Raw genomic sequence first — 23,581 nt, forward strand, 5'->3', positions numbered from 1 at the left:
CCACCGGCCCCATGACCTCTCGTTTCGGGTCGTGCGGGGTTCACGCCAGCCGGATCACGTTCCAGGACAGCGGTTCCAGTACGGTCTCGAGCCCGCCGTCCGTCAGGGTCGTGCCCCCGACGGTGTGCGGGGTGACCCGCTCCGGTTCGGCGAGGGTGTTGCGGGCGTCGGGGTCGGCGTCCGCGAGGACGGTGTGCTCCACGACCGAGGTGAGGCCGAGGCCGCCGAGGGCGATCTCCAGCGGCAGCGGCTCGGTGCGGCCGCGGTTGACGGCGAAGACGGTGACCGTGCCGTCGTCGGCGCGTACGGCGGTGGCGTGCAGCAGGTCGGCCGTGCCGTACCTGTCGGTCTCGTACGTCGGTGAGTCCACGCGGACGTCGAGGACCTCGCCGCGCCCGTGCCGGGAGGCCTGCGCGAACGGGAAGAACGTCGTCTGCCGCCAGGCGGGGCCGCCGGGCTCGGTCAGGATCGGCGCGATGACGTTGACGAGCTGGGCGAGGCAGGCGACCTTGACCCGGTCGGCGTGCCTCAGCAGCGCGATGAGGAGCGAGCCGAACACGACGGCGTCGGTGACGCTGTAGTTGTCCTCCAGCAGGCGCGGCGCCTCGGGCCAGTCGTCCTGCGCGAAGGTCGTCGCCCGCTCCTGCCAGCGGGTCATGTACCAGACGTTCCACTCGTCGAAGGAGAGGTTGATCCGCTTCGTGGACTTGAGCTTCGCGCCGACGTGGTCGCAGGTGGCGACGACGTTCTCGATGAAGGACTCCATGTCGACGGCGGAGGCGAGGAAGGAGTCGAGGTCGCCGTCGTGGGGCTCGTAGTAGGCGTGCAGGGAGATATGGTCGACGAGGTCGTACGTCTCGGTGAGGACCGTCGCCTCCCAGGCGGCGAAGGTGGGCATGGACTGGCCCGAGGAGCCGCAGGCGACCAGCTCGACGCCGGGGTCCTGCTGGCGCATCGCGCGGGCGGTCTCGGCGGCGAGGCGGCCGTACTCCTCGGCGGTCTTGTGGCCGGTCTGCCAGGGGCCGTCCATCTCGTTGCCCAGGCACCACATCCGGATGCCGAAGGGGTCCTTGTCGCCGTGCGCGACGCGCAGGTCGGACAGGGCGGTGCCGGCGGGGTGGTTGGCGTACTCCTGGAGTTCGAGCGCCTCGGTGACGCCTCGGGTGCCGAGGTTGACGGCCATCATGGGTTCGGCCTGCGAGCCGATCTTCCGCAGGAAGGCGATGTACTCGGACAGGCCGAAGCGGTTGGTCTCGGTGGAGTGCCAGGCCAGGTCGAGGCGGCGGGGTCGGTCCTCGGCGGGGCCGACGGAGTCCTCCCACTTGTAGCCGGAGACGAAGTTGCCTCCGGGGTAGCGGATCGCGGTGACGCCGAGTTCGCGGACCAGGTCCAGGACGTCGGTGCGCAGGCCGTCGGAGTCGGCGGCGGGGTGGCCGGGTTCGTGGATGCCGGTGTAAACACAGCGGCCGAGGTGTTCGACGAAGGAGCCGAAGAGACGGGGGTCGACCGAGCCGACGGTGAAGGCGGGGTCGAGGGTGAAGCGGGCGGTACGCATGTGTTCCTTTCGGGGAGTTCGCCGGTGTCCGCGAGCGCCGGTGCGGGACGGCGGGTGCCGGTGCGGGGCCGGTGCAGGACGACGGATGCCGGTACGCGGCGGCGGGTGCCGGCGCGGCGGGGGGGGGCGTCACTGGCCGGCGAGGCCGGTGTGCGCGACGCCCGCCACGATCTGGCGCTGGAAGAAGACGAAGACGACGATCAGCGGCAGGCTCGCCATGAGGCCGCCTGCCATCAGCTGGGCCCACTGGATGCCGTAGGAGTTCATGACGGTCGCGATGCCGTTCGGCATGGTCATCAGGTCGGGGTTGTTGGTGACCATGTAGGGCCACAGGAAGTTGTTCCAGGAGCTGATGAAGGTGAAGATGCCGACCGCCGCGAGCGAGGGGTGCGACAGCGGCAGGATGATCGTGAAGAAGACGCGCCAGCGGCCGGCGCCGTCGATGAAGGCGGCCTCCTCCAGTTCGCGCGGGACGCCCTGGAAGAACTTGTAGAGGATGTAGACCATCGCGGCCGGCGCGCACTGCGGCAGGATCATTCCCCAGTACGTGTCGACCATGCCCATCTGCTGCACCGTGGTGAACAGGGGAACGCCGAGCACGGCCGGGGAGACCATCAGCCCGGTCATCACAACGCCCATCAGGACGCCCCTGCCCCGGAACTCGGTGCGGGCGAAGCCGTATCCGGCCAGCGCGCCGGTCACCAGCACGACGGCGGTCACGCACACCGACACGACCAGGGAGTTGACGAGCCAGTCGATGAGGTTGCCGGACTCGAGGACCGCCGACCAGGCCTGGCCGGTCCACTCCTTCGGCAGCCAGTGCGGCGGTACCTCGACGGCCTCGGTCTCCGACTTCAGGGAGGTGAACAGCGCCCAGGCCAGGGGCGCGAGGAACACCACGGAGACGGCCGCGCCGACGAGGGTGAGCACGATCTGGCTCGGCGGCCAGTTCCGGCGGGGCCTGACCCTTACCTGCGGTGCGGCGGTGGTCATCGGCCGCCCTCCTCACGGTTGCGCAGCAGCCACATCCGGGCGAGGGCGACGGCGGCGATGAGCACGAAGAAGATGATGGAGACGGCGGAGGCGTAGCCCACGCGGTAGCTGGTGAAGCCCTGTTCGAGGGTGTACTGCACGAAGGTGCGGGTCGATTCCTCCGGTCCCGGCCCGAAGTCCTGGATCACGACGGCCTGGTCGAAGACCTGGAGCGAGGCGAGGATCTGCAGGGCGAGGACGAGTCCGGTGATGTTGCGCAGCATCGGCAGTGTGATGTGGAGCATGCGGTGCCAGGCGTTCGCGCCGTCCAGCCTGGCGGCCTCGTACAGGTGCGCGGGGATGCCCTGGAGCGCGGCGAGGTAGAGCAGGAAGCTGAAGCCGGCCGTCCACCACAGGGTGGTGATGACGATCGCGAGCATCGCGTAGGACTTGTCGGTCAGCCACGGCGTCTCGAGGCCGAAGACGTGGTTGATCATGCCGGTGCCGGGGTTGAACAGCCACTGCCACAGGTTGGCCGCGACGGTGGACGGCAGCAGGAACGGCATGAAGAAGCACAGCCGCCACAGCCAGGTGCCGTGCTCGATGTGGTGGGCGAGCATCGCGAGGAGGAAGGCGAGGACCGTGATGCAGGGCACGACGAGCAGCGTGAAGTAGGCGCTGTGGCCGAGCGAGTCCCACATCAGCGGGTCCTTCAGGGCCTCGCGGTAGTTGTCGAGGCCGATGAAGTGCGCGCCGTCGCCCGAGATGTTGGCGTCCGTGAGGCTGAGGTAGAGGCCGCGCAGCAGCGGCCAGATCACGAAGAGCGCGAACAGGGCGAGGAACGGGGCGACGAACCAGCCGCCGTGCTGGAATCCCTGCTTGCGGCGGGCGGTGGCGCCGTCCGCGGCGGTCGTCGCGCGCACCGGGCGGACGACGGTCTCGGCGCCGGTCGCCGTCATACGGTCGCACCTCCCTCGGCGGCGGTCCTGCCGTCCATCGGGTTCTTCGTGGCGAGCAGTCCGGTGAGCGTGCTCCTCATCCGGCGGGCGGCCGTCTCCGGCTTCGCGGAGCCCATCGTCGAGGAGACGACGAGCGGGCCGACGCGCTGGGCGAGGATGCCGGTGGACCCGGCGAACCACACCTTCGGCTCGGTGGCCTGGTGGTCCATCGCCGTGACGTACTCGTTCTGCGGCTCCAGTTCCCGGTACGCGGCCGAGGACAGGGTCGGCGTGTGGGCGGGGATGTGTCCGCCGCCCGCCCACTGCCGGGCGTGCTGGACGACGTAGGCGGCGAGCCGGTGCGCGCCCTCGTTGGCGGCGCCGCCCCGGTCCGACTGGTGCGGCAGGACGAAGGAGTGCGACTCGGCGTGGGTGGCCGGCTTGCCGAAGACGGGCGGCAGCGGGGTCGCGCCGTAGTCGACTTCCGCGGTGTCGAAGACGGGCACCGACCAGTTGCCCTCCCAGACGAAGGGGGCGCCGTTGACGAACTGTTCGGCACCCGCGCCGCCCCCGAAGCCCGGGTCGGCGTACCCGTCGGTGATGTGCCGGCGCAGGAACTCCAGGACCTGGACGGCCTTGTCGGTGTCGAAGGTGACCTCGGTGCGGGCGTCGTCGAACCAGGTGCCGCCGAGCTGGGTGTAGAAGGCGACGAAGAACCACCACTGGAAGTTCTGGTCGTTGACCCACAGGCCGATGGTCTGCAGCCCTTTCCCGGTGGCCTTCTTCGCCTCCTTCAGTACGCCGAACCACTCGTCGGCCGACGTCACGGGCACCATGCGCCCGTCGGCGCCGAGCAGGCCCGCCTTCCCCAGCACGTCCTTGCGGTAGAAGCAGAGCTGGACGTGGATGTCGAGCGGCAGGGCGTAGAGCTTGCCGTCGATGACGGCGCGCTTCCACAGTTCGGGGTTGAAGTCCTCCTCCCGCACGCCGTACTCGGCGAGCAGGCCGACGTCCCAGGGGTCCAGGAGGCGGCCCGGCGAGAAGCCGGTGACCCGGCCCAGGTGCATGACGCCGAGGTCCGGCGCCCTGTTGCCCGCCGCGGCCATGGCGAGCTTGGTGTAGAAGGGGCTGCCCCACTGGAGGGTGGAGTCCTTCACGTCGATGCCGGGGTTGTCCTTACGGAAGGCGTCCAGCATCGCGATCATGTTGTAGCCGTCGCCGCCGCTGAAGAGGTTCCAGTACCGCACCCGCGTACCGGCGTCGGAGGCCAGGGCGTCCGCGCCGGTGCCGAGGGCCGCGAAGCCGAAGCTGCCCGCGACCGTCAAGCCGCCCGCCGCGGCCAGTAAGTGCCTGCGATTCAGGCCAGGTCGTCCCATGCCCTGCCTCATCTGTCGAGGTGTCGTGTCGGAGAGGTGTGCGTGCAGGAGGTGCGCTCGTAGGAGGTGGCGCGGCATCCGAAGCGGGTGCCTCGGATGCCCGGGGCCACATGTTCGACATATCGGATGACGCCCGTAACTTCGAACGGACCGTAAGGGGCGGGCGCGGGCACGTCAATGCTTCGGACAAGATCTCGGAGCCTGGCCGACGGGACACCTGTTCGCATGACGTGAACCCTCACGGCGCGTAGTCTCGGACGGCCTTGAGATCACCCGGGGGAACAGGGAAACAAGGGAGAGAGCGGTGCGTACCAGGAAGGAGATGCGTCGTCTCGCCGACGCACTCATCGAGCCCATCCGGGTGCCGGTGCCCGCCGAGCCCGAGGCCCTGTTCAACGCGCTCGTCGCCTCCGTCGGCGCCTGGCGGGGACGTGAAGTCCTCGTCCACCGGGCGGCGTTCCCCCCGCACACCGCGAGCGGACTGTGGCTGGAGCGGGAGAGCCACGACGACGTGGTGGTGGACGAACGGGCGGCCGCGTGGCACCAGATCGTGATCTTCTGCCACGAGGTGTGGCACATGAACCGGCGGCGGATGGAAACGGAAGCGGGATCCGGAGGACGCCGGACGGCAGAGTTCACGAACCGTCGATCCGTCGCGGCGCGAACCGACTTCAGCCTCGCCGAGGAGCAGGAGGCCGACCGTTTCGGCATGCTGATGGGTCGTCGGCTGCGCACCTTGCTGGACGCCTCCACCGACTCCGTGTTCGCCGCCGGGGGCGGCGGCTCCGGCGAACCGCAGGACCTCGCCGGACGCATCGGGGCCGCGCTCAACCACCGCGGGACGAGACGATGAACGGTCTGATCAACTACGCCAGTTGCGGAGTGCTGTGGCTCGGTCTGCTGGTGCGGGCCCCGGATCTGCTGCGGCACCGGCGCGATCCGTATCTGCGCTCCATCTGCGCGGTGCTGGGGCTGGCCGGGCTCTGCTTCCTCCTCGGGGCACCGCCGACGGTGGGCGCGGTCAACCGCCTCGGTGGAGTGCCGAACCTGGCGGCGCCGCTGACGTACGCGGCGATCATCGCCTACGGCGCCGCCTCCCAGGTCCTCATCGTCCACTGGCGCGGCGGCCCCGGGGTGCGCCGCACCGCCCGCCGCTGGATCCTCGCCTACACCGGCGTCCTGATCGGGGTGGCGGTGACCTTCGCCCTCGGGGACGCGCCGGTGGAACGCCGCACCGACCTGGACACCTACTACGCGACGACCCCGTACCTGGCGCAGATGATCGTGCTGTACCTCGTCGCGCACCTCATCGCGGTGACCGTGACCGCGGTGACGTCACTGCGCTGGGCGCGCCGGGTGCGGGGCGGACTGCGGGCGGGCCTGACGCTGATGGGAGTGGGCGCGCTGTGCGGCACCGGCTACAGCGTGGCCAAGCTCGTCGCGGTGGCCGCCCGCTGGTCCGGCCGGGACTGGACGGCACTCGGCACCGCCGTCTCCCCGGCCGCCGCGGGGCTGGGCGCGCTGCTGACGGTCGTCGGGGTGCTGGTACCGCTGGTCACGCCCCGGGTGGCCCGGTGGGGGCGGACCCTGCGGACGTACGCCCGGCTCGAACCGCTGGAGCGGGCGCTCGACGACCTGCTCGTCCGCCGGACGCTGCGGCTGCCCCGGCCCCGGCTCGCGTCCCCCGCCGCCCTCCTCGTATGGCGCCAGACCAGCATCCACAACGCGCTGAGCCACCTGGACGCCTACTTCGACCGGGACCTGTTCGACCGGACCCGCGCGTCCGCGCTCCGCACGACGGCCGATCCCGAGTGGGCCGAGGCCGCCGCCTGGGCCGCCGTGATCGTCACCGCGGTACGGGACGAGGCCGCACCCGGACGTCACCTGCCGCCGGCCCACGGCACCGGACGGTTCCTCGACCGGATCCCGGGGCCGGCCGGACTGGCCCTGATCGCCGACGCCCTGGCCGGCACCGCCCCGGCCGCACCCGCCGCCCCGGTGCCGCGGGCCGCACCGGTGGCACCGGTCACGCCTGTGCCGCCGACGGCTCCGGCGCCCTCCGCCACGGCACCCCCGGCACCGACGGGAGTCATATGAACCCCGACACCCCCGACCGTCACGGCAGCCCCGACACCCCCGACCGTCACGGCGGCCCCGATGCCCTCGGCGGTCCCGATGTCCGCGGCGGCCGTGGCCGCCGGTCCGGCGAGGCCGGGCACACCGCGCCGCCAGGGAGCCGTACGGCATGAGTCTCGTCGTGTACCTGGCCGCCTTCATGCTGGGGATCTCCTCCGTCCTGGTGCGGCGCCGCCCGCGCACCGCCCTGCGCGACCCGCTGACGCTGTCCACCTGCGTGGCGATCGCGCTCGCCGCCCTGGTCTTCGTCTGTGCCGCCCCGGCGACCCTGGCCGCCGTCAACGAGCTCACCGGCATCCCCAACTTCGGTGCGCCGCTGACCTACGGGATGCTCTCCGCGTACAGCTGCGCCGCGCTCGTCCTGCTGATCAACTGGCGGGGCGGGCCCCGCGAGCTGGTGCGGCGCATGGTGCTGCGCAGCGTCGCCGCGTACGGGCTGCTGGTGCTCGCCATCGTCGTCCTGTTCGCGCTCGCCGACGCGGGCACCGAGCGGCTGACCGACCTCGACACGTACTACGCCAACACCCCGTTCATGCGGGAGATGATCCTGCTGTACCTGCTCGGGCACAGCGCGGCCATGCTGGTCATGTGCGTGGTGTGCCTGAAATGGGCCCGTGAGGTCACCGGGCTGCTGCGCACCGGGCTGTGGCTGATCCTGCTGGGCACGCTGCTGGACGTGGTGGGCTTCCAGCTGACCAAGTACACGGCGGTCGTGGCCCGTTGGCACGGGCATGACCTCGACTTCCTGTCCACCGACGTCGCCCCGCCGATGGCCTCGCTGGGCGCGGTGCTGTGCTCGGCGGGATTCGTGCTGCCGAGGCTGCTGCCCCCGACGCTCGCCCAGTGGCGGGGGCTGCTCGACCACCGGCGGCTGGCTCCCCTGTGGTACCTCGTACGGTCGGCGTCCACCGCTCCCAAGCCGCCCACCGCCTGGTGGCAGCTCCCCCAGGTCCGGCTGCAGTGGCGCGAGGTCTCCATCCACGACGCCCTGCTCGCGCTGGCACCGTACTTCGACCACCGCGTCCGTGAACGGGCGCGGGACGACGCCCTGGCCGCCGGGCGCTCCCCCCACGAGGCCCGGCTGGCGGCGGAGGCCGCCCTGCTCGCCGACGCCGCGCGCCGGGCCGCCGCCCGCGAGGAACCGCCCCGGACGGACGGCAGTTACCGGCTGCACGCCACCGAGGTCCTGGGGACGAGCGGGCTGGTGGAACTGGCCCGGGCGCTGGACCGGGAGCGTGACCGTCCTTCCCCCGCCACTCCCCACACCCCCCACACGCCTCCCGCGCCCGACGGCGCGGGGCCGAACTCCATGGCTGGACCCATGGCAGAACCCGAGGAGCCCCATGTCGCGTAGAGCTGTCGTCATCGGTGCCGGGCTGGCCGGCATGCTGGCAGCGGCCGCCCTGTCCGACGCCGGAGCGGACGAGGTGATCGTGCTGGACCGCGACGGTCTGCCCGCCGGCCCCGAGCACCGCCGGGGCCTGCCGCAGGGGCACCACGCGCATCTGCTGATGCCGGGCGGGCTGGACGCCATGGAGGAACTGCTGCCGGGCGTGGATCCACGGGGACGGCTGCTCGCCGCCGGCGCGCACGAGGTCTCCCTCAGCTCGGGCATGCTGGCCCTCACCTCCGAGGGCTGGCTGAGGCGGTGGCGGCGCGCGGGACCGGTCATGCTGACGTGCACCCGGCCGCTGCTGGACTGGGTGATACGGACCGCGGTGCTGGAACACGCGCCGGTCGAGATCCGCAGGGCGGCGGTGACCGGGCTGACGGGATCCGCCGGGCGGGTGCACGGAGTACGGGTGGCGGCGCCGCCCGGCGGCGGGGAGAACCGCCGCACGGTCCGTGACGAGGAAGAGGAACTCGACGCGGACCTCGTCGTCGACGCGAGCGGGCGCGGTACGCGGGTCGTGACCTGGCTGGACGGGATCGGTCTTTCCGGCATCCGGGAGCGGACCGTGGACTCCGGTCTGGTCAACGCGACGCGTCTGTACCGGGTGCCGGAGGGTGCGGAAAGGTTCCCGCTGACGATCGTGCAGGCGAACCCGTTCGTCTCCCGGCCGGCGCGGAGCGCGATGGTCATGCCGGTCGAGGGCGGCCGGTGGCTGGTGAGCTGCGGCGGCTCACGCGGTGGTGAGCCGCCCGCCGACCCGGAGGGCTTCCTGCGGTACATGCTCGACCTGCCGGACCCGATCGTGGGCCGACTGGTCTCCGGCGCCGAACCGCTCACCGACATCCATCTGAGCCGGTCGACGAGCAATGTGCGGCGCTATCTGGAGAAGGCGCCCCGGTGGCCGGACGGCTTCGTCGCCCTCGGGGACGCGCTGGCCACCTTCAACCCCGCGTACGGGCACGGCATGTCGGTGGCCGCGTTCGGCGCGCGGGTCCTCGGCCGGGAGCTGAACGGGGTGGCCGGTGACCTCGGCGCGCCCGGTCTCGCCCGGCGGGTGCAGCGGGGCGCGGCGCGGGTGGCGGAGGCCGCCTGGTCCATGGCGGTCAGTCAGGACGTGCTGTACCCGGGGGTGCGCGGTGGTACGCCGACCGTCGCCGACCGCGTCGTCTCCGCGTACACGCGGCGCGTCACGCGGGCGGCCACCGGTTCGTACCCGGCGGCCTCGGCGCTCTGGGGCGTCACCGGTCTGCGCGCGTCCCCGGCCCGGATGTTCCACCCTGCCACGGTGCTCGCCACCGTCGCCGGCTCCCCCCTGCCCCCGTCGACCCGGCCGCCGATGACCTCCGGCGAGCGGAAGGTCCTCGAGCGGCTGGATCGTACGGAGGTGTGAACACCGGGCCGGACAGGCCCCGGCCCCGGGAAGGGAACCGGGGCGTGCGTCAGCCCGCGAAGGCGGGCTGGGCCACGCCCCGGCCCGCGTCCGGGACCACCAGGAGCGAGCCGGCCAGGGGCGGTGCGGGGTCCAGGCCCACGCGGGCCGTGGTGATGTACAGGTCGGTCAGGCCGGGGCCGCCGAAGGCGCAGGCGGTGACGCGCGGGACCGGGAGTCCGATCACCCGGTCCAGGGCGCCGGACGGGGTGTAGCGGCGTACCGCGGCGCCGTCCCACAGCGCCACCCACACACAGCCCTCGGCGTCGACGGTGAGGCCGTCGGGGAAGCCCGCACCGTCCTCGATCACGGCCAGCGGGCGGCGGCCGGTGACCCTGCCGGTGTCCGCGTCGTGGTCGAAGACGTCGATACGGCGGGTGGGGGTGTCGATGTAGTACATCAGGCGCCCGTCGGGGCTCCAGCCGGTGCCGTTGCTCACCGTCACGTCGTCGAGGACGAGTTCGGCGGTGCCGTCGCCGGTGACGCGCGCGAGCGTGCCGCCGCCGGTGGCCTCGTCGTAGCGCATGGTGCCGGCCCACAGGGCGCCGTCGGGGGCGACGGCGGCGTCGTTGCCGCGGCGGCCGGGGACGGGCTCGTGGCGCAGCCAGCGGAAGGTGTCGTCGGGGTCGAGCAGGCCGATGCCGTCCCGCAGGTTGAGGACCAGGCCGCCGCCCGCGCGGGGCTTGACCGCGCCCACGTGCTGTTCGGTCCGGCGCAGGGTGCGCCGGCCGGTGGCCGGATCGTAGCTGTGCAACCGGGAGTCGAGGATGTCGATCCACAGGAGGCGGCCGGTCGCGGGGTCCCAGGTGGGGCCCTCGCCGAGGGCGGACTCCGCCCGGACCGCCACCTCGTACGGGGCGCCGTCACGCGTCGTCGTCATGGTGTCCTCCGGTGGCCGAGGCGCTCGGACAGGTCGTCGGCGCCCTTGGCGGCGAGCTGTTCCAGCTCGGCGAGGCGGGCGTCGCTCCAGCGGATCATCGGTACGGAGATGGACAGCGCGGCGACCACCTGTCCGGTGCGGTCGCGGACCGGGGCGGCCACGCAGCTGACGTCCGGGTTGGACTCACGGCTCTCCACGGCGACGCCCCGGGCCCGGATCCGTGCGAGGGCCTCGCGCAGGGCGGCCGGGTCGGTGATGCTGTTGGGGGTCATCGCGGCCAGCTCGGCGTCGTCGGGCAGGCGCGCGGCGAGTTCCCTCTCGGGGAGGGAGGCCAGCAGCATCTTGCCCACGGAGGTGCAGTGCGCCGGCAGCCGGCGGCCGGCCGCCGACACCATCCGTACCGCGTGGGTGGAGTCCACCTTGGCGATGTAGATGACGTCGGTGTCCTCCAGGATCGCCACGTGCACCGTCTCGTCGCAGGTCTCGGCGACGGACCGGGCCACCTGCTGGCCCTCGGCGGCGAGGTCGAGGTGCTCGGCGTAGCGGGCGCCGAGCTGGTACGGGCGTACGCCGAGCCGGTAGCGGCCGGGCCGGCCGGTCACCGGGACGATGTACTTCCGGGCGGCGAGCGTGGTCACCAGTTCGTGCACGGTGGTGCGTGGCAGTTGGAGCCTGCGCACGATGTCGGGGGCGGAGAGCGTTCCGTCCCCGTCGAGGAAGAGCTCGAGAATGTCGAGAGCCCGGGTCACGGCTGGTACGAGGCGTCCCACGGCCGGCCCCTCCCTGTCTGTCTCAGCCCGTTCGATATATCAACAGGCGATCGGAATGACGAACACACAGGCTAGCCATCCGGACCCACCCGGGCAATGCCCTCCCGAGGAACCGACACCGTCCCCGCCGGCCGACCCGGCCCTGACGGTCCGACCCACCCTTGCCCACCTCGACCCTCCTACCAGCCCCACCAGCCCTGACAGGCCCACCGGCCTCACCCGTCCTGGCAGACCCACCGGCCTCACCCTCACCCGTCCTGCCAGTCATGCCGACTCTGCCGGTCCTACCGTCTCGCGCCGGACCCCGCCTGCCCGGCTGGTCGTGACTGACCTGTCTGCCCCGCCTGCCTGGCTGGTCCTGGCAGCCCTGCCCACCGGTGCCGGCAACCCCGCCGGCACCACTCGTCCAACCGGCCCGCCTGCCCGGCTGGTCCTGACCGTCCGACCGGCCCTTGCCCGCCCTGCCTGCTCCACCGTTCCTGTCTGGTCCGCCGGTCCCGCCTGCTCCTCCTGCTCCACCGGCCCCGCCTACCCAGCCGGTCCGGCCCGACCCGGCCCGGCCCGGCCCCGGTCAGCGTCGGGTGCGGGGGCCTCCCAGTTCGCCGCGGAGGCGCTGTGCCCTCAGGACCAGTTCCAGTTCGAAGCGGCGGTCCGGGTCGTCGATCTCGTCGCCCCACAGTTCGCGGATCTGCCGCAGCCGGTAGCGGACGGTCTGCGGGTGCACGCCGAGCCGCGCCGCCACCTCGGGCGCGCCGCCCCGGGTCTCCAGCCACGCCAGCAGCGTCTCCGCGAGCCGCCGCCCGTTCGTGGGGGCGCAGTGGGCCAGCGGGGCGAGGCACTTGAGCGCGAGGTCGTCGATGAGTTCCTCGGGCTGGAGCAGTACCAGCGCCTCGGTGTGCTGGGTGCAGTGCAGCACCTCGCCGGAGGGCAGCAGCCCGCGCTCCATCAGGCGCAGGGCGGCCTCGGCCCAGCGCAGCGACTTCGCCGCGTCGGCCGGCGGCACCGGCGGGCCGATCGCGCCGGACCAGCCGGTGAGCGCGCGGTGCAGCAGCTCGGGGCGGCCCGCGGCGTCCGGCTCGGGGACGATCATCCGGGGCTGCTCGTACTCCATGTCGAGCAGCACCTCCTGCCCCACGGCGGGCGCGACCGCCTCCCGCGCGGGGCGCCGCAGGACGCCCACCGCGACCTTCCCGGGCAGCGGCCAGCCGACGCGGGCGGCCCGCTCGGCGAGCGCTTCGGCCGGATCGCCCCGGTGGTGCTCGGTGAGCAGGAGCTCCATCAGCCGGCGCTGCAACCGCAGCCGCTCGCCCGCTTGGCGGGCGGCGGCCTCGGCGTAGCCGCGGACGGACTGGTCGACCAGTCCGTCCAGGTATTCGTAGCCCGCGTCGGCGAGTTCGTACATCGCGGGTGGCGGGATGTCGATGCGCTGGCCGATCTCGGCGAGCCGCCGCCAGGCCATGCGGACGCCGAGCCGGTAGATCGCCTGGAGCGAGTCCAGTGACCGTCCGTGCAGGCCCTCACCGCGCCCGAAGTCGTGGAACAGGCCGGGCGGCGCCGTGGGAGGGCCCGCCGAGTGGTCGGCGTGCTCCAGATGCTGCACGAACACCTCGATGGCGCGGCGGATGCCGATGAGAGCCATCGGTTCGCCGGAGTCGTCGAGGACGACGGGGAGTTCGGGGTACTCGCGCTGGATCTCGCTCATGATCTCTTCGGCGAGTCCGGGCGCCTCGGCCATGGCCGTCTCGGCGAACCTGTGCACCTGGGGGCGTGGTACGTCCTGCCACGCGGAGCGGGCCGTGACGGTTCTGGACGCCGTCACGGGTCAGCTCCCCTGGCCCGCGTGCTCGTAGGTGATCAACGGCGTGTTCGGCTGGTCGGGGGTGGCGTCGAGCAGCGCGACCACGCCGAGGGCGGCGCCCACGGCGAGGGCCGAGGCGAGCACGACCGTCAGCGCGGCGGCAAGCAGTCTGGACATTTCAGGGTCAACCTCTCTGTTCGGAGGATTTCCCCACCCCCCGAAAGTACGTTCCGCCACCCCTGTCCGTCGCCCCCCAGTGTCGAGTGTGCATTGACACTGCGTCAAGGGGCGTTTACGGTTCCCGGCCCAGAGGGAGTTTCGGTCCCGGCCCGCAGGGGGTGCCGGATGACTCCGCCCCTCCGCACTCGCGTTTTTCCTCTACGGATCCGGCCTGTCCGCGCCGATCCGTCCCAAGCCCCTGGAGTACCCGGATGCGCCGCACAGCCTCCCCCCTTTCCCTGGTCATGCTCGGTTTCGGAACGTTTCTGCTGGTGCTGGCCCCCCTGCTGGCGTGGTACGTCCAGCCACGCGCCGCGGTGAACCCGATCGACATCGACACCACCGCCGTCTACAACGGCCGGGGCAGCGTGTTCGACCTCGACAAGGTCGAGACCGTGCCGGACCAGGCGATCACCGTCACCCAGCGGGTGCGCGGGAACGTCGAGGCCGCCCTGGACAGCGGGAACGCCGTGTGGGACGTGATCACCACGGTGGACACCGCCAAGTCGCTGCCGGCCGCCGACCCGCACGACGCGCTGGACTTCGCACCGCACCGCTGGGTGCTGGACCGCGAGACCACGAAGCCGGTCCACTGCTGCGAGGAGACGCCCCGCATCGAGGGCGAGGCGTACCTCAAGTTCCCCTTCGACGTGCAGAAGCGCTCCTACCAGTGGTGGGACAACACGCTCGGCGACACGGTCGTGATGCGCTACCGGGGCACCGAGAAGGTCCAGGGGTACACGGGTTACCGGTTCACCGCCTCGGTGCCGGCGACGAAGAGCGGCACCCGGCTGGTGCCGGGCAGCCTCGTGAACGAGCCGGACCAGCCGCAGGTGCTGGCCGAGGAGTGGTACTCCAACCACGGCCTCGAGCTGATCGTGGACCAGGCCACCGGCCGGGTGATCTACGCGCAGACCGGACCGAAGCGCACGCTGCGGGCGCCGGGCGGGGACGAGGACGCGGCGGTGCTGCTGGACGCGGAGAAGCTCGCGTTCACGACCGCGACGCAGAAGGAGGCCGTGCGGCAGGCGAAGCGTGACAGCGGGCAGCTGCGCATGGTGGGCGAGACCGCTCCGGTCGGCGCGGCCGTGGCGGGATTCGTACTCGCGGCGATCGGTGGGGCTCTGGTGGCGCGTGGCCGGAAGGAAGAAGAACGTCCCGGTTCGCCCGGTACTGCTCAGTAGATGCTCACCAAACTCAGTGACTTTCGAGTCGACAAGGACCGAAATTGTCACCCCGGTGAGTAGCACTGGGGGACGTCTGGGCGAAAACTGTCCATCCCCACCCCGTACACAAGCCATTCACCGTGCACGCTTCGGGACAGCCCGAGTGCTCTCCCGAAGCGTGCGCGGTGCGATCGACGTCACCCCGTCCGTCCGAAATCCATCCGTCCCGCACCACCACGTTCCGCACCACCACGTTCCGCACCCCCTGCGCCTCGTGACACTCCCTGCACCTCAGACACTCCCCGCACCTCAGACACTCCCCGCGCTTCGCAACGCGGTCCACGCTTCGAACACTCCTGTCCCATCCGCACGTGTCCCGCGTACCCCACGCATGACCTCAAGGCGAGTTGGAGCACCGATGCCCCAGCACGTACCGTCCCCCTCGCTGCGCACGCCGCTGCACAGCGTGCCGCAGCCACCTCCGGTGGCGCCTCCCCATCCCCGCCGGATCGTCTTCCTCGCCCACCGCGATCTGGACAATCCCTCGGCCGGTGGCTCCGAGCTGCTGGTCGACCGGCTGGCCGACGGCCTGACCCGCATGGGCCATCAGGTCACCCTGCTGTGCGGGGGGCCCGCCTCCGCCAGGCTCTCGGCGGCGCCCGAGCGGGGCGGCGGTCCCGTCCGCGACTACCGCGTGGTGTCGGCGGGCGGCACCTACAGCCACTTCCTGCGCGCCCGTTCCGCCTTCGCCCGCCAGGTCGGCGACTGCGATCTGCTGGTCGAGGTCTGCAACGGCATGCCGTATCTGGCACCGATGTGGCATCGCGGGCCGACGCTGTGCCTGGTCAACCATGTGCACACCGACCTGTGGGGGATGCGCTTCGGCGGTCCGCTGGCTCCGGCCGCGCGGATCGGACGCAGGCTCGAGCAGTGGGCGCTGACCGGCGCCCGGCAGCACGGGCTGATGGTCGCCGTCTCCCCGTCGACCGCGGACGCGCTGCACGGAATCGGCGTGCCCCGCGGGCGGATCAGGGTCGTGCACAACGGTGTGGAGGAACCCGGTCCGGCCACCGGGCGCTCCCCCGAGCCGCTGTTCGTGGCGGTGGGCCGGCTCGTCGAGTACAAGCGGATCGATCTGCTGCTCCGGCTGTGGGAGCGAGTGCGGCCGGTCACCGGCGGCCGGCTGGTGATCGTCGGCGACGGCCCCGAGCGGGAGCGTCTCGAACGCCTCGCGGGTCCCGGTGTCGAGTTCACCGGTCACGTCTCCGAGGAGGAGAAGCACCGTCTGCTGTGCGCGGCCTGGCTGCTGCTGCACCCCTCCGCCGTGGAGGGGTGGGGCCTGGTCGTCACGGAGGCGGCCACCCGCGGGACCCCGACCGTCGCCTTCGACGTGCCGGGGCTCAGGGACTCCGTGGTGGACGGTGAGACCGGCGTGCTGGCGCCCGGCGAGTCCTCGTTCGCGGCGGCCTGGTGCACGCTCACCCTGTCCGGCGCCCGCCGGGAACTGATGGGCGAGACGGCCAGGAGCCACGCCGCCCGTTTCCGCTGGGACCGCACGGTGCGGCAGTTCCGCACCGTCGCGGCGGAGGCGGTGCGGACCTACCGGCCATGAGCGGCAGACGTATGACTGACAGGGGCATGACCCACAGAGAACCGGGCGGCACAGGTATGAGCGGCAGAGAAAGGAGCGGCAGAGGCAGGGGCGGCGGCGCGCCGAAGGATCCCTCCCTGCGCCGTTCACTCGCTCTCTTCCGCGCCTTCATGCGTGAGCAGGAGGACCCCGACGCCTGCTACGCGCTGCTCGCCCGGGACGCCGCCGACCAGGTCGAGGCGTACGGCGGGCCCGTGGCGGGCCGGGTCGTGGTCGACGTCGGCGGCGGCAGCGGGCACTTCACCGAGGAGTTCCGCCGCCGCGGCGCGGACGCCTTCCTGTTCGAGCCCGATGTGCGCGAGCTGGCCGAGAAGCCGCCCGAGGGCACCGTGGTCGCGGACGGCTATCTGCTGCCCCTGTGCGACGGGGCCGCGGACGTCACGTTCTCGTCCAACGTCCTGGAGCACGTGGCCGATCCGCAGACCTTCCTCAGTGAGCTGGCCCGGGTGACCAAGCCGGGCGGTCTCATCTATGTGTCGTTCACCAACTGGTTTTCGCCGTGGGGCGGGCACGAATGGGCCCCGTGGCACTATCTCGGCGCCGAGCGGGCCCGCGCCCGCTACCGGCGCCGCACCGGCAGGCCCGCCAAGCACACGCTCGGCGAGAACCTCTTCCCGGTACACATCGGTACCACCCTGCGGCAGGTACGGGGCCGCGCCGACGTACGCATCGTCTCGGCGCGCTCCCGTTACTGGCCGTTCCTCACCGAGACCGTGGTCAAGGTGCCCGGTCTGCGTGAGTTCGCGACGTGGAATCTCCTTCTCATCCTCCGGCGGTGTCCCGAATGACGACCACGGTCCAGGCTCCCCCTCCGGCAGCCTCCTCCCGTACCGCGACCGCCGCGGACCCACCCCAGGGCCCGCGGTCACGGCGCTGGCTGCTGGGCTTCTGGGCGGTGGTGTTCGCTCTCTTCCTGGCGGTGCAGCCGGGGCGGCAGACGTTCGACACCAAGCTGGGTGTCACCGTCGACCCCGGCCGGTTCCTCGCCGACCTGGGCCAGCTCTGGCAGAGCCAGGGGTCCTTCGGCGGGGTCAACAACCAGTACATCGGCTACCTGTGGCCGATGCTGCCGTTCTACTGGCTGTGCGACCTGGTGCAGCTCCCCGTGTGGCTGGCGGAGCGGCTGTGGTTCTCGCTGATCGTGTCCGTCGCCTTCTGGGGCGCGCTGCGTCTCGCGGAGCGGCTGCGCGTCGGCAACGGGACCTCCCGGCTGCTCGCGGCGACGGCGTACGCGCTGTGGCCGTTGTTCACGACGGTGATCGGCTCGACGTCGGCCGCCGCCCTGCCGGGCGCGCTGCTGCCGTGGGTGCTGCTGCCGCTGACCGACGAGCGGTACACGGCCCGGGTCGCGGCGTTGCGTTCGGCCCTGCTCGTCCCGTTCATGGGCGGGGTCAACGCGGCCTCGACGCTGGCGTCACTGCTGCCCGTGGGCCTGTACCTGCTGTCCCGGCCGCCGGGACCGCGCCGGTGGAAGCTGATCGCCTGGTGGGCGCCCGCGGTCGCGGTGGCGACCGCCTGGTGGTGGATCCCGCTGCTGCTGCTCGGCGTGTACGGCGAGAACTTCCTGCCCTACGTCGAGACCGCGCAGACCACGACGGACACCATGGCGGCCACCGAGGCGCTGCGCGGGGCCGGCAACTGGGTGGGGTACCTGCACTTCGGTGAGGCCTGGCTGCCCGCGGGCTGGACGGTCGTCTCCTCGGTGCTGGTGATCGTCTGCTCGGCGCTGGCGGCCGGTCTGGGTCTTGCCGGGCTGGCCCGGCGGGACCTGCCGGAGCGGCGCTGGCTGGTGCTGACGGTGCTGGTGACGGTACTGGTGCTGCTCGCCGGATACGGCGGCGCGTTCGGCGGCCCGTTCCACTCGGTGGTGCAGGGCTGGCTGGACGGCCCGCTGTCGCCGTTCCGCAACATCTACAAGTTCCAGACGGGCCTGGCGCTCGCCCTGATCCTCGGTCTGGCCCATCTGGTGGGCACGGCCGCGCGGTCCCGGACGGCCGAGGGGGCCCACGGAATCCGGCGACGGGTACGGGGCCGGCACTTCGCACCCTTGGTCGCCGCGGTGCTGATCCTGCCGGGGCTGGCCTGGCCGTATCTCAACGGGTCGATCCTCAACCCCGGTTCGTTCCAGGAGATCCCCAAGTACTGGCAGGCCACGGCCGACTGGCTGGAGGAGAACTCCCCCGACTCCCGTGCCCTCGTCGTGCCGGCGACCGCGCACGGTATCCACACCTGGGGCTCGACCATCGACCAGCCGCTCGACGTGATCGCCGACTCCCGCTGGGCGCAGCGCGACTACGTTCCGTTCGGCACCCCGGGCAACCGGCGGGCCATGGACGCGGTCGAGCAGGCCCTGCTGACCGGCGCCGAAGTACCTGGCCTCGGCGACTACTTGAGCCGCGCCGGCCTCTACTACGTCGTGGTGCGCAACGACCTCGATCCGGACCAGGTCGGCCAGGTGCCGACCACGACGGTCAAGCGCACCCTGGAGCAGTCCGGGTACGAGCGGGTCACCGGGCTGGGTCCGGTGTCGACCGGCGGAGTGATCGCCAACGGCACCCCGCTCCAGGTCGAAGGGCTGTACCCGCAGCAGCGTGCGGTGGAGATCTACCGTCCGACCGGAGCGGACGTCCGGCGGCCGGGGCAGGCCTCGCTGGCGCCGATCGCCGACACCGCCGTGGTCTCCGGCGGCCCGGAGGCACTGCTGCCGCTGGCCGGCGAGCTGCGCGGCCGGCCGGCGGTGCTGACCGGTGACGGCCACCCGGGGCTCGGCACCCCGCCGGTTCAGGTGACCGGCGACGGGATGCGGTACGCGGACACCCGGTTCGGCCTGGTCAACTCCAACACGTCGTACACGTACACCCCCGACGAGCGCAACGCGCCCGACTCCGTGCAGGACGCGGGTGAGCGGCCGCGCCAGATCCTTCCCAAGGAGGGCCTGGACCACCAGACGGTGGCCGAACTGCGCGGTGCCCGTTCGGTGTCGGCGTCCTCGTACGGCAACTGGCTGTTCCACCTGCCGCAGTACGACCCGGTGAACGCCTTCGACGGCAGCCCGGACACGGCCTGGGCGGAGGGCTCGGCCGGCTCGCCGGACGGGCAGTGGCTGCGGATCGCCTTCGAGGACGGCTACGACATGCCGGACTCCTTCGGCGTCATCCCGCTCCCGCAGGACAGTGTGCGGGCGGCGGCGACCAAGGTGCGGGTGGAGACGGAGCGCGGGTCCGAGACCAGCTTCCTCCAGGCGAACGGCACCAAGCAGGACGTCAAGGCGCCCGAGGGCCAAACGCGTTGGATGAAGCTGACGATCGTCGACTCGGTGTCCGGGCACTCCGGTCTGGGCGGCGCGGGCTTCTCCGAGATCGACCTGCCGGACGTGCGGGTGACCCGGATGCTGCGACTGCCCACGGACTCGGCGGACTCGACGGCGGCGGCCCAGGTCGTCTCGCTGCACCGCGCCGCCGACCCGACCGGGCTGTCGCCCACGGGCACGGAGAACGGACTGCACCGCACGTTCGCCACGGGCACGGCGGGCACGTACGAGGTCGCGGCGAGCGCCGTGGCCGTGCCGGGCGAGGGACTGGACCGGCTGCTGTACGAGGTGGCACCCGAGCAGCAGGCCCGGATCACCGCCACCGCCGACTCCACCGCACGCCTCGGCGCCGGCCTGTCCGCGCGCAACCTCACCGACGGCGACCTGACCACCTCCTGGATCGCGGGCGACAAGCCGGTCGTCCATCTGAGCTGGAACGGCAAGCAGCCGATCGACGAGATCGTGCTGGCGGCCGCGGGCGGCCTGTCCACCCGGCCGACCGAGGTGCACATCGGCTCCCCGGACGGCGCGGCGATCGCGAACGTCGACGACAACGGCAAGGTCGGCTTCCCGGCCATCACCACGGACCGGCTCGACATCACGATCACCCGCACCGCACCGCTCACCCTGCACAACCCCGTCGTCGGCGAGGACCTGGACCTGCCGGTGGGCCTGACGGAGGTCTACGTTCCGGCGCTCGACGAGTACCGCACCCCGCAGCCGTCCGCCGACCGGGAGTTCACCCTGGCGTGCGGCAAGGGACCGGTGCTGGCCGTCGACGGCCGGCTGCACGAGACCAGCGTCAAGGGAACGGTGGGTGACCTGGTGGAGCGGCGTCCGGTGGACGTGACGCTCTGCCAGGAGGGCCAGGAGGAGACGGCCCTGGAGCTGTCGGCCGGAGACCACCGGGTCGAGGCCGGTGACGAGGGACCGCTCACCGTGACCGCCCTGACCCTGACCCGCGGCACCGTGCCGGCCGTCTCGGCGGCCGACCGCGAGCTGACGGTCAAGGACTGGCTGGGCGACCAGCGCGAGCTGACGGTCGGTCCGGGCGCCGCCTCGTACCTCACGACGTACGAGAACCACAACAAGGGCTGGACGGCCACCCTGAACGGCGAGGAACTGACGCCGCTGCGGCTGGACGGCTGGCAGCAGGGCTGGCGGATCCCGGCCGGCGAGAGCGGCACCGTGAAACTGTCCTACGGTCCCGCCACCACGTACGACGCCGCTCTGATCGGCAGCGGCGCCGGAATCGCGGTGCTGATCGGGCTGGCCCTGTGGCGCCGCAAGGCCGAGAACCCCGACGCCCCGCAGTCCGCGCCGACGGCGCCCGGACTGTGGCTGGGAGCGGTGGCGCTGACACTGGTCGGCGTGGTGATCGCGGGCTGGTGGGCGCTGCTGGTCCCGGCGCTGGCGCTGCTCGCGTGGCGCAGGGCCGCCCTGCTGGTGCCGGTGGCGCTGGCCGCCCTCGCGGGAGCGGGGATCGTGGCGGCCTTCGGGGCCGGGGAACCGGCGGGCGCGGGCGAGGGTGCCTTCGGGCACCTGGCCCAGCTGCTGGCACTGATCGGTCTGTTCGCGGCGCTGGTGAGCCTCGGCGGTCCGGATTCCGGGCGCACGGTCCGGGAGGACGGCTGGGGATCCGGGCGCACGGACGGGACCGGGACGGCCGAGTACGGGCCCGGAGCCGCCGGCGGCCCGGGGTACGACACGGCGCGGTACGACACAGCGCGGTACGACACGGGCGCGCCGCCCCCGGCGCCGCCTCACGTTCCGGCGCATTCGGCGCCGCCCGGCCTGGAGAAGCCCGCGCAGCCGCTTCCCCGCGTCCGGGAAACGGCTGACGCGGACGGCTCGGCGGACGGCTCGGCGGGCGGACCGGCGGGCGGACCGGCGGGAAGGGGCACGACCGGATGACCGCTCCCCTGCGTATCCCGTTCCCCGTGGTGGACGAGGTGTCCCGGCACTGCGTCCAGGAGGAGGAACCGGAGACGGTGCTCATCGAGGTGCACCTCCCCGGGGAACTGGATGCCGGCCGCCTGCGCAAGGCGTTCCTGGAGGCGCTGCGCCGGCACCCGCGCATCCTCATGCGCGAAGCCCCCGGCCCCTGGTACCGGCGCCGCTACGAGTGGGAGCTGACCGACGAGCCCGACGTGGAGGCGGTGAGTTTCGCGCCGCCGGGGCCCGGCTCCCTGCGGGACGCCCGCGGCCGGGCCATGGCCGTGGCGCCCCCGCTCACGACCTCCCCGCCGATCCGCCTCGAGGTGGTGCCCGCCCCGGGGGACACCGAGTCCGGGGCGGGCGGCGGGGCGGACGGCCGCGCGGCCGCCCCGACGGGCACCGCACTGCTCCTCACCCTCAACCACACGGCGCTCGACGGCCCGGCCTGCCTGCGCATCCTGGCCACCGCCGCCGAGATCTACGGCGGCCGGGACAACTCGGCCGCCGCCCCGCCCGTACGGCCGACCGAGACACCACGGGCGGAGTCCACGGGGACGCCCTCCCCGTGGACTCCGTCCGCCCGGGTGTCCCGCGGCGCCCCGGACCCGCGCCCGGGTCCCCGGCGCGGCAACGGACTGCTTCACACCGAGCTTCCGCTGCCGCACCGGCCCAAGGGATCCCCGTACACCGTCAACGACCAGCTCATGGTCGCCACCGCCCTGACCCTCGCCCACTGGAACCGCGAGCACGGCGCCCCGGCCCGCCCGCTGCGCATCACCATGCCGGTGGACGACCGCCCCCGGGACGCCACGATGCCCATCGGCAACGGCACCCGGCTGGTCGAAGTCCCCTTCCCCCTCGGCGAGTTGGACACATCCGACCTGCCCGGCCTGCTGCGCCGCACGGCCCTGCGCACCCGCGCCCTGAAAGCTCTCCCCCGCCCCCAGCTGGGCCACGGCGCGAACCTGCTGACCGCGCCATGGGCGCCGGTCGCCGCCCGCGCCGCCCTCACCCGCGCCCTGCGCAGGGCGGCGGCGCCCTGGATGTCGACGACGCTGCTCAGCAACATCGGCCGCATCCCGTACCCGCTGGACTTCGGGGAGGAGGCCGGGTGCGCGCACGCGGTGTGGTTCTCGGCCCCCGCCCGGATGCCCCGCGGCCTCACCTTCACCCTCGCCTCCACCGCGGGCCGGCTGCACCTGGCCGTGCGCTGGTCCCGCGCGCTGCTCGGGCACGACGACGGCGTCCACCTCCGCGACCTGTTCACGCACCATCTGCACTCCACGGAGGCAACCCCGTGACGACCACCGCGTCCCCGCCCCGCGACCTGCGTGACTTCTACGAGAACCCCGCCGTCCCCGTGGCCTCGGGCCCCTCCCGCAGCCTCCGCCAGGCCCGGATGCTCGCCCGGGCGCTCGGCCCCGCCGGCGTCGGGGGCGCGCGGACGATCCTCGACATCGGCTGCGGCGACGGCTCCGCCGCGGCCACCGCCGCACCCCTCCTGCACGGCCACCGGCTCATCGGCGTCGACTGGTCCCAGGACGCCCTGGCACGGGCCCGCACCCGGATGCCGTACGCGGTGCGCGGCGAACTCACCGACGGTGGGCTGCCGTTCGCGTCCGGATCGGCCGACGCGGTGCTGTTCAGCGAGGTGATCGAGCATCTCGTCGACCCGGACGCGGCCCTGGAGGAGATCCACCGGGTGCTGCGCCCCGGGGGCCATCTGATGCTGTCCACCCCCAATCTGGCCGCCTGGTACAACCGGGCGCTGCTGCTGGCCGGGGTGCAGCCGGTCTTCTCCGAGGTCAGCCTGCGCGGTATCCACGGCAGGCCGGGTTCGGAGGTGGTGGGGCATCTGCGGCTCTACACCGCCCGCGCGCTGCGGGAGTTCGTCGCCGCGTCCGGCTTCACCGTCGTACGCCTCGAAGGCGCTCCCTTCCACGGGGTGCCGCGTCCCCTGCGGATGCTGGACCGGCTGGCCTGCGCCCGACCGCCGCTCGCGTCGATCCTGCTGCTGCACGCGCGCCGGGCGTAAGGGGGACCGGGGACC

Annotated in this window: 18 protein-coding genes; 10 read left to right on the plus strand and 8 right to left on the minus strand. The window is 72.8% G+C overall.

Features of this window, described 5'->3' with window-relative positions; all coding sequences use genetic code 11:
• Nucleotides 1-40: 40 nt before the first annotated feature.
• The 4 genes from arfA to V4Y04_RS10745 all read right to left on the minus strand — a co-directional run bounded on the left by arfA (nucleotide 41) and on the right by V4Y04_RS10745 (nucleotide 4,841).
• Complete coding sequence (arfA, locus tag V4Y04_RS10730) at nucleotides 41-1,555, minus strand: arabinosylfuranosidase ArfA (RefSeq protein WP_332427300.1); 1,515 nt, start codon at nucleotides 1,553-1,555, stop codon at nucleotides 41-43.
• A 129-nt stretch (nucleotides 1,556-1,684) separates the two neighbouring features.
• Nucleotides 1,685-2,548, minus strand: a complete 864-nt coding sequence (locus V4Y04_RS10735) for a carbohydrate ABC transporter permease (protein WP_332427301.1) — start codon at nucleotides 2,546-2,548, stop codon at nucleotides 1,685-1,687.
• Nucleotides 2,545-3,486, minus strand: a complete 942-nt coding sequence (locus V4Y04_RS10740) for a carbohydrate ABC transporter permease (RefSeq protein WP_332427302.1) — start codon at nucleotides 3,484-3,486, stop codon at nucleotides 2,545-2,547. The genes V4Y04_RS10735 and V4Y04_RS10740 overlap by 4 nt, the downstream gene beginning before the upstream one ends.
• Entirely contained in the window at nucleotides 3,483-4,841 is a 1,359-nt protein-coding gene (locus tag V4Y04_RS10745; RefSeq protein WP_332427303.1) for an extracellular solute-binding protein, read from the minus strand. Before V4Y04_RS10745 ends, V4Y04_RS10740 begins: the two co-directional genes overlap by 4 nt.
• A gap of 304 nt (nucleotides 4,842-5,145) precedes the next feature.
• Between V4Y04_RS10745 and V4Y04_RS10750 the strand changes: the two genes are divergently transcribed.
• From V4Y04_RS10750 to V4Y04_RS10765, 4 genes are all read left to right on the plus strand, one after another.
• Nucleotides 5,146-5,694: a toxin gene (locus V4Y04_RS10750; protein ID WP_332427305.1), complete on the plus strand. Its 549-nt coding sequence runs from the start codon at nucleotides 5,146-5,148 to the stop codon at nucleotides 5,692-5,694.
• The gene (locus V4Y04_RS10755; RefSeq protein ID WP_332427307.1) at nucleotides 5,691-6,938 is read left to right on the plus strand and encodes an MAB_1171c family putative transporter; all 1,248 of its coding nucleotides are present in this window, start codon (nucleotides 5,691-5,693) and stop codon (nucleotides 6,936-6,938) included. The genes V4Y04_RS10750 and V4Y04_RS10755 overlap by 4 nt, the downstream gene beginning before the upstream one ends.
• A gap of 148 nt (nucleotides 6,939-7,086) precedes the next feature.
• Complete coding sequence (locus tag V4Y04_RS10760; RefSeq protein ID WP_332427308.1) at nucleotides 7,087-8,331, plus strand: MAB_1171c family putative transporter; 1,245 nt, start codon at nucleotides 7,087-7,089, stop codon at nucleotides 8,329-8,331.
• Nucleotides 8,321-9,760, plus strand: coding sequence for an FAD-binding protein (locus V4Y04_RS10765; protein ID WP_332427309.1), 1,440 nt, complete (start codon nucleotides 8,321-8,323; stop codon nucleotides 9,758-9,760). The genes V4Y04_RS10760 and V4Y04_RS10765 overlap by 11 nt, the downstream gene beginning before the upstream one ends.
• A gap of 49 nt (nucleotides 9,761-9,809) precedes the next feature.
• On the opposite strand, the gene V4Y04_RS10770 is transcribed toward V4Y04_RS10765, so the two are convergent.
• The 4 genes from V4Y04_RS10770 to V4Y04_RS10785 form a co-directional block, all read right to left on the minus strand.
• Entirely contained in the window at nucleotides 9,810-10,679 is an 870-nt protein-coding gene (locus tag V4Y04_RS10770) for an SMP-30/gluconolactonase/LRE family protein (protein WP_332427310.1), read from the minus strand.
• The gene (locus V4Y04_RS10775; RefSeq protein WP_332427311.1) at nucleotides 10,676-11,449 is read right to left on the minus strand and encodes an IclR family transcriptional regulator; all 774 of its coding nucleotides are present in this window, start codon (nucleotides 11,447-11,449) and stop codon (nucleotides 10,676-10,678) included. The genes V4Y04_RS10770 and V4Y04_RS10775 overlap by 4 nt, the downstream gene beginning before the upstream one ends.
• 571 nt (nucleotides 11,450-12,020) lie before the next feature.
• Nucleotides 12,021-13,268 carry a helix-turn-helix domain-containing protein gene (locus tag V4Y04_RS10780; protein WP_332427312.1) on the minus strand — a complete coding sequence of 416 codons (1,248 nt, stop codon included), beginning with the start codon at nucleotides 13,266-13,268 and terminating at the stop codon, nucleotides 12,021-12,023.
• Nucleotides 13,269-13,271: 3 nt separating this feature from the next.
• Nucleotides 13,272-13,424 (minus strand): hypothetical protein, encoded by a 153-nt coding sequence (locus tag V4Y04_RS10785; RefSeq protein WP_181383736.1) that lies wholly within the window; start codon nucleotides 13,422-13,424, stop codon nucleotides 13,272-13,274.
• Between the two features lie 254 nt (nucleotides 13,425-13,678).
• Here V4Y04_RS10785 and V4Y04_RS10790 point away from each other — a divergent pair, with 254 nt between their 5' ends.
• The 6 genes from V4Y04_RS10790 to V4Y04_RS10815 all read left to right on the plus strand — a co-directional run bounded on the left by V4Y04_RS10790 (nucleotide 13,679) and on the right by V4Y04_RS10815 (nucleotide 23,566).
• Complete coding sequence (locus V4Y04_RS10790) at nucleotides 13,679-14,650, plus strand: DUF3068 domain-containing protein (protein ID WP_332427315.1); 972 nt, start codon at nucleotides 13,679-13,681, stop codon at nucleotides 14,648-14,650.
• A 400-nt stretch (nucleotides 14,651-15,050) separates the two neighbouring features.
• Nucleotides 15,051-16,244: a glycosyltransferase family 4 protein gene (locus V4Y04_RS10795; protein ID WP_332427316.1), complete on the plus strand. Its 1,194-nt coding sequence runs from the start codon at nucleotides 15,051-15,053 to the stop codon at nucleotides 16,242-16,244.
• A 56-nt stretch (nucleotides 16,245-16,300) separates the two neighbouring features.
• Nucleotides 16,301-17,071, plus strand: a complete 771-nt coding sequence (locus V4Y04_RS10800; RefSeq protein ID WP_332427318.1) for a class I SAM-dependent methyltransferase — start codon at nucleotides 16,301-16,303, stop codon at nucleotides 17,069-17,071.
• Nucleotides 17,068-21,507: an alpha-(1->3)-arabinofuranosyltransferase domain-containing protein gene (locus V4Y04_RS10805; RefSeq protein ID WP_332427319.1), complete on the plus strand. Its 4,440-nt coding sequence runs from the start codon at nucleotides 17,068-17,070 to the stop codon at nucleotides 21,505-21,507. Before V4Y04_RS10800 ends, V4Y04_RS10805 begins: the two co-directional genes overlap by 4 nt.
• Nucleotides 21,504-22,832, plus strand: coding sequence for a condensation protein (locus tag V4Y04_RS10810; RefSeq protein WP_332427320.1), 1,329 nt, complete (start codon nucleotides 21,504-21,506; stop codon nucleotides 22,830-22,832). The genes V4Y04_RS10805 and V4Y04_RS10810 overlap by 4 nt, the downstream gene beginning before the upstream one ends.
• On the plus strand, nucleotides 22,829-23,566 hold the full coding sequence (locus V4Y04_RS10815) for a class I SAM-dependent methyltransferase (RefSeq protein WP_332427321.1): 738 nt from the start codon (nucleotides 22,829-22,831) through the stop codon (nucleotides 23,564-23,566). Before V4Y04_RS10810 ends, V4Y04_RS10815 begins: the two co-directional genes overlap by 4 nt.
• Nucleotides 23,567-23,581: the final 15 nt, after the last annotated feature.

The organism is Streptomyces sp. P9-A2, from assembly GCF_036634175.1.
Classification (GTDB): domain Bacteria; phylum Actinomycetota; class Actinomycetes; order Streptomycetales; family Streptomycetaceae; genus Streptomyces; species Streptomyces pratens.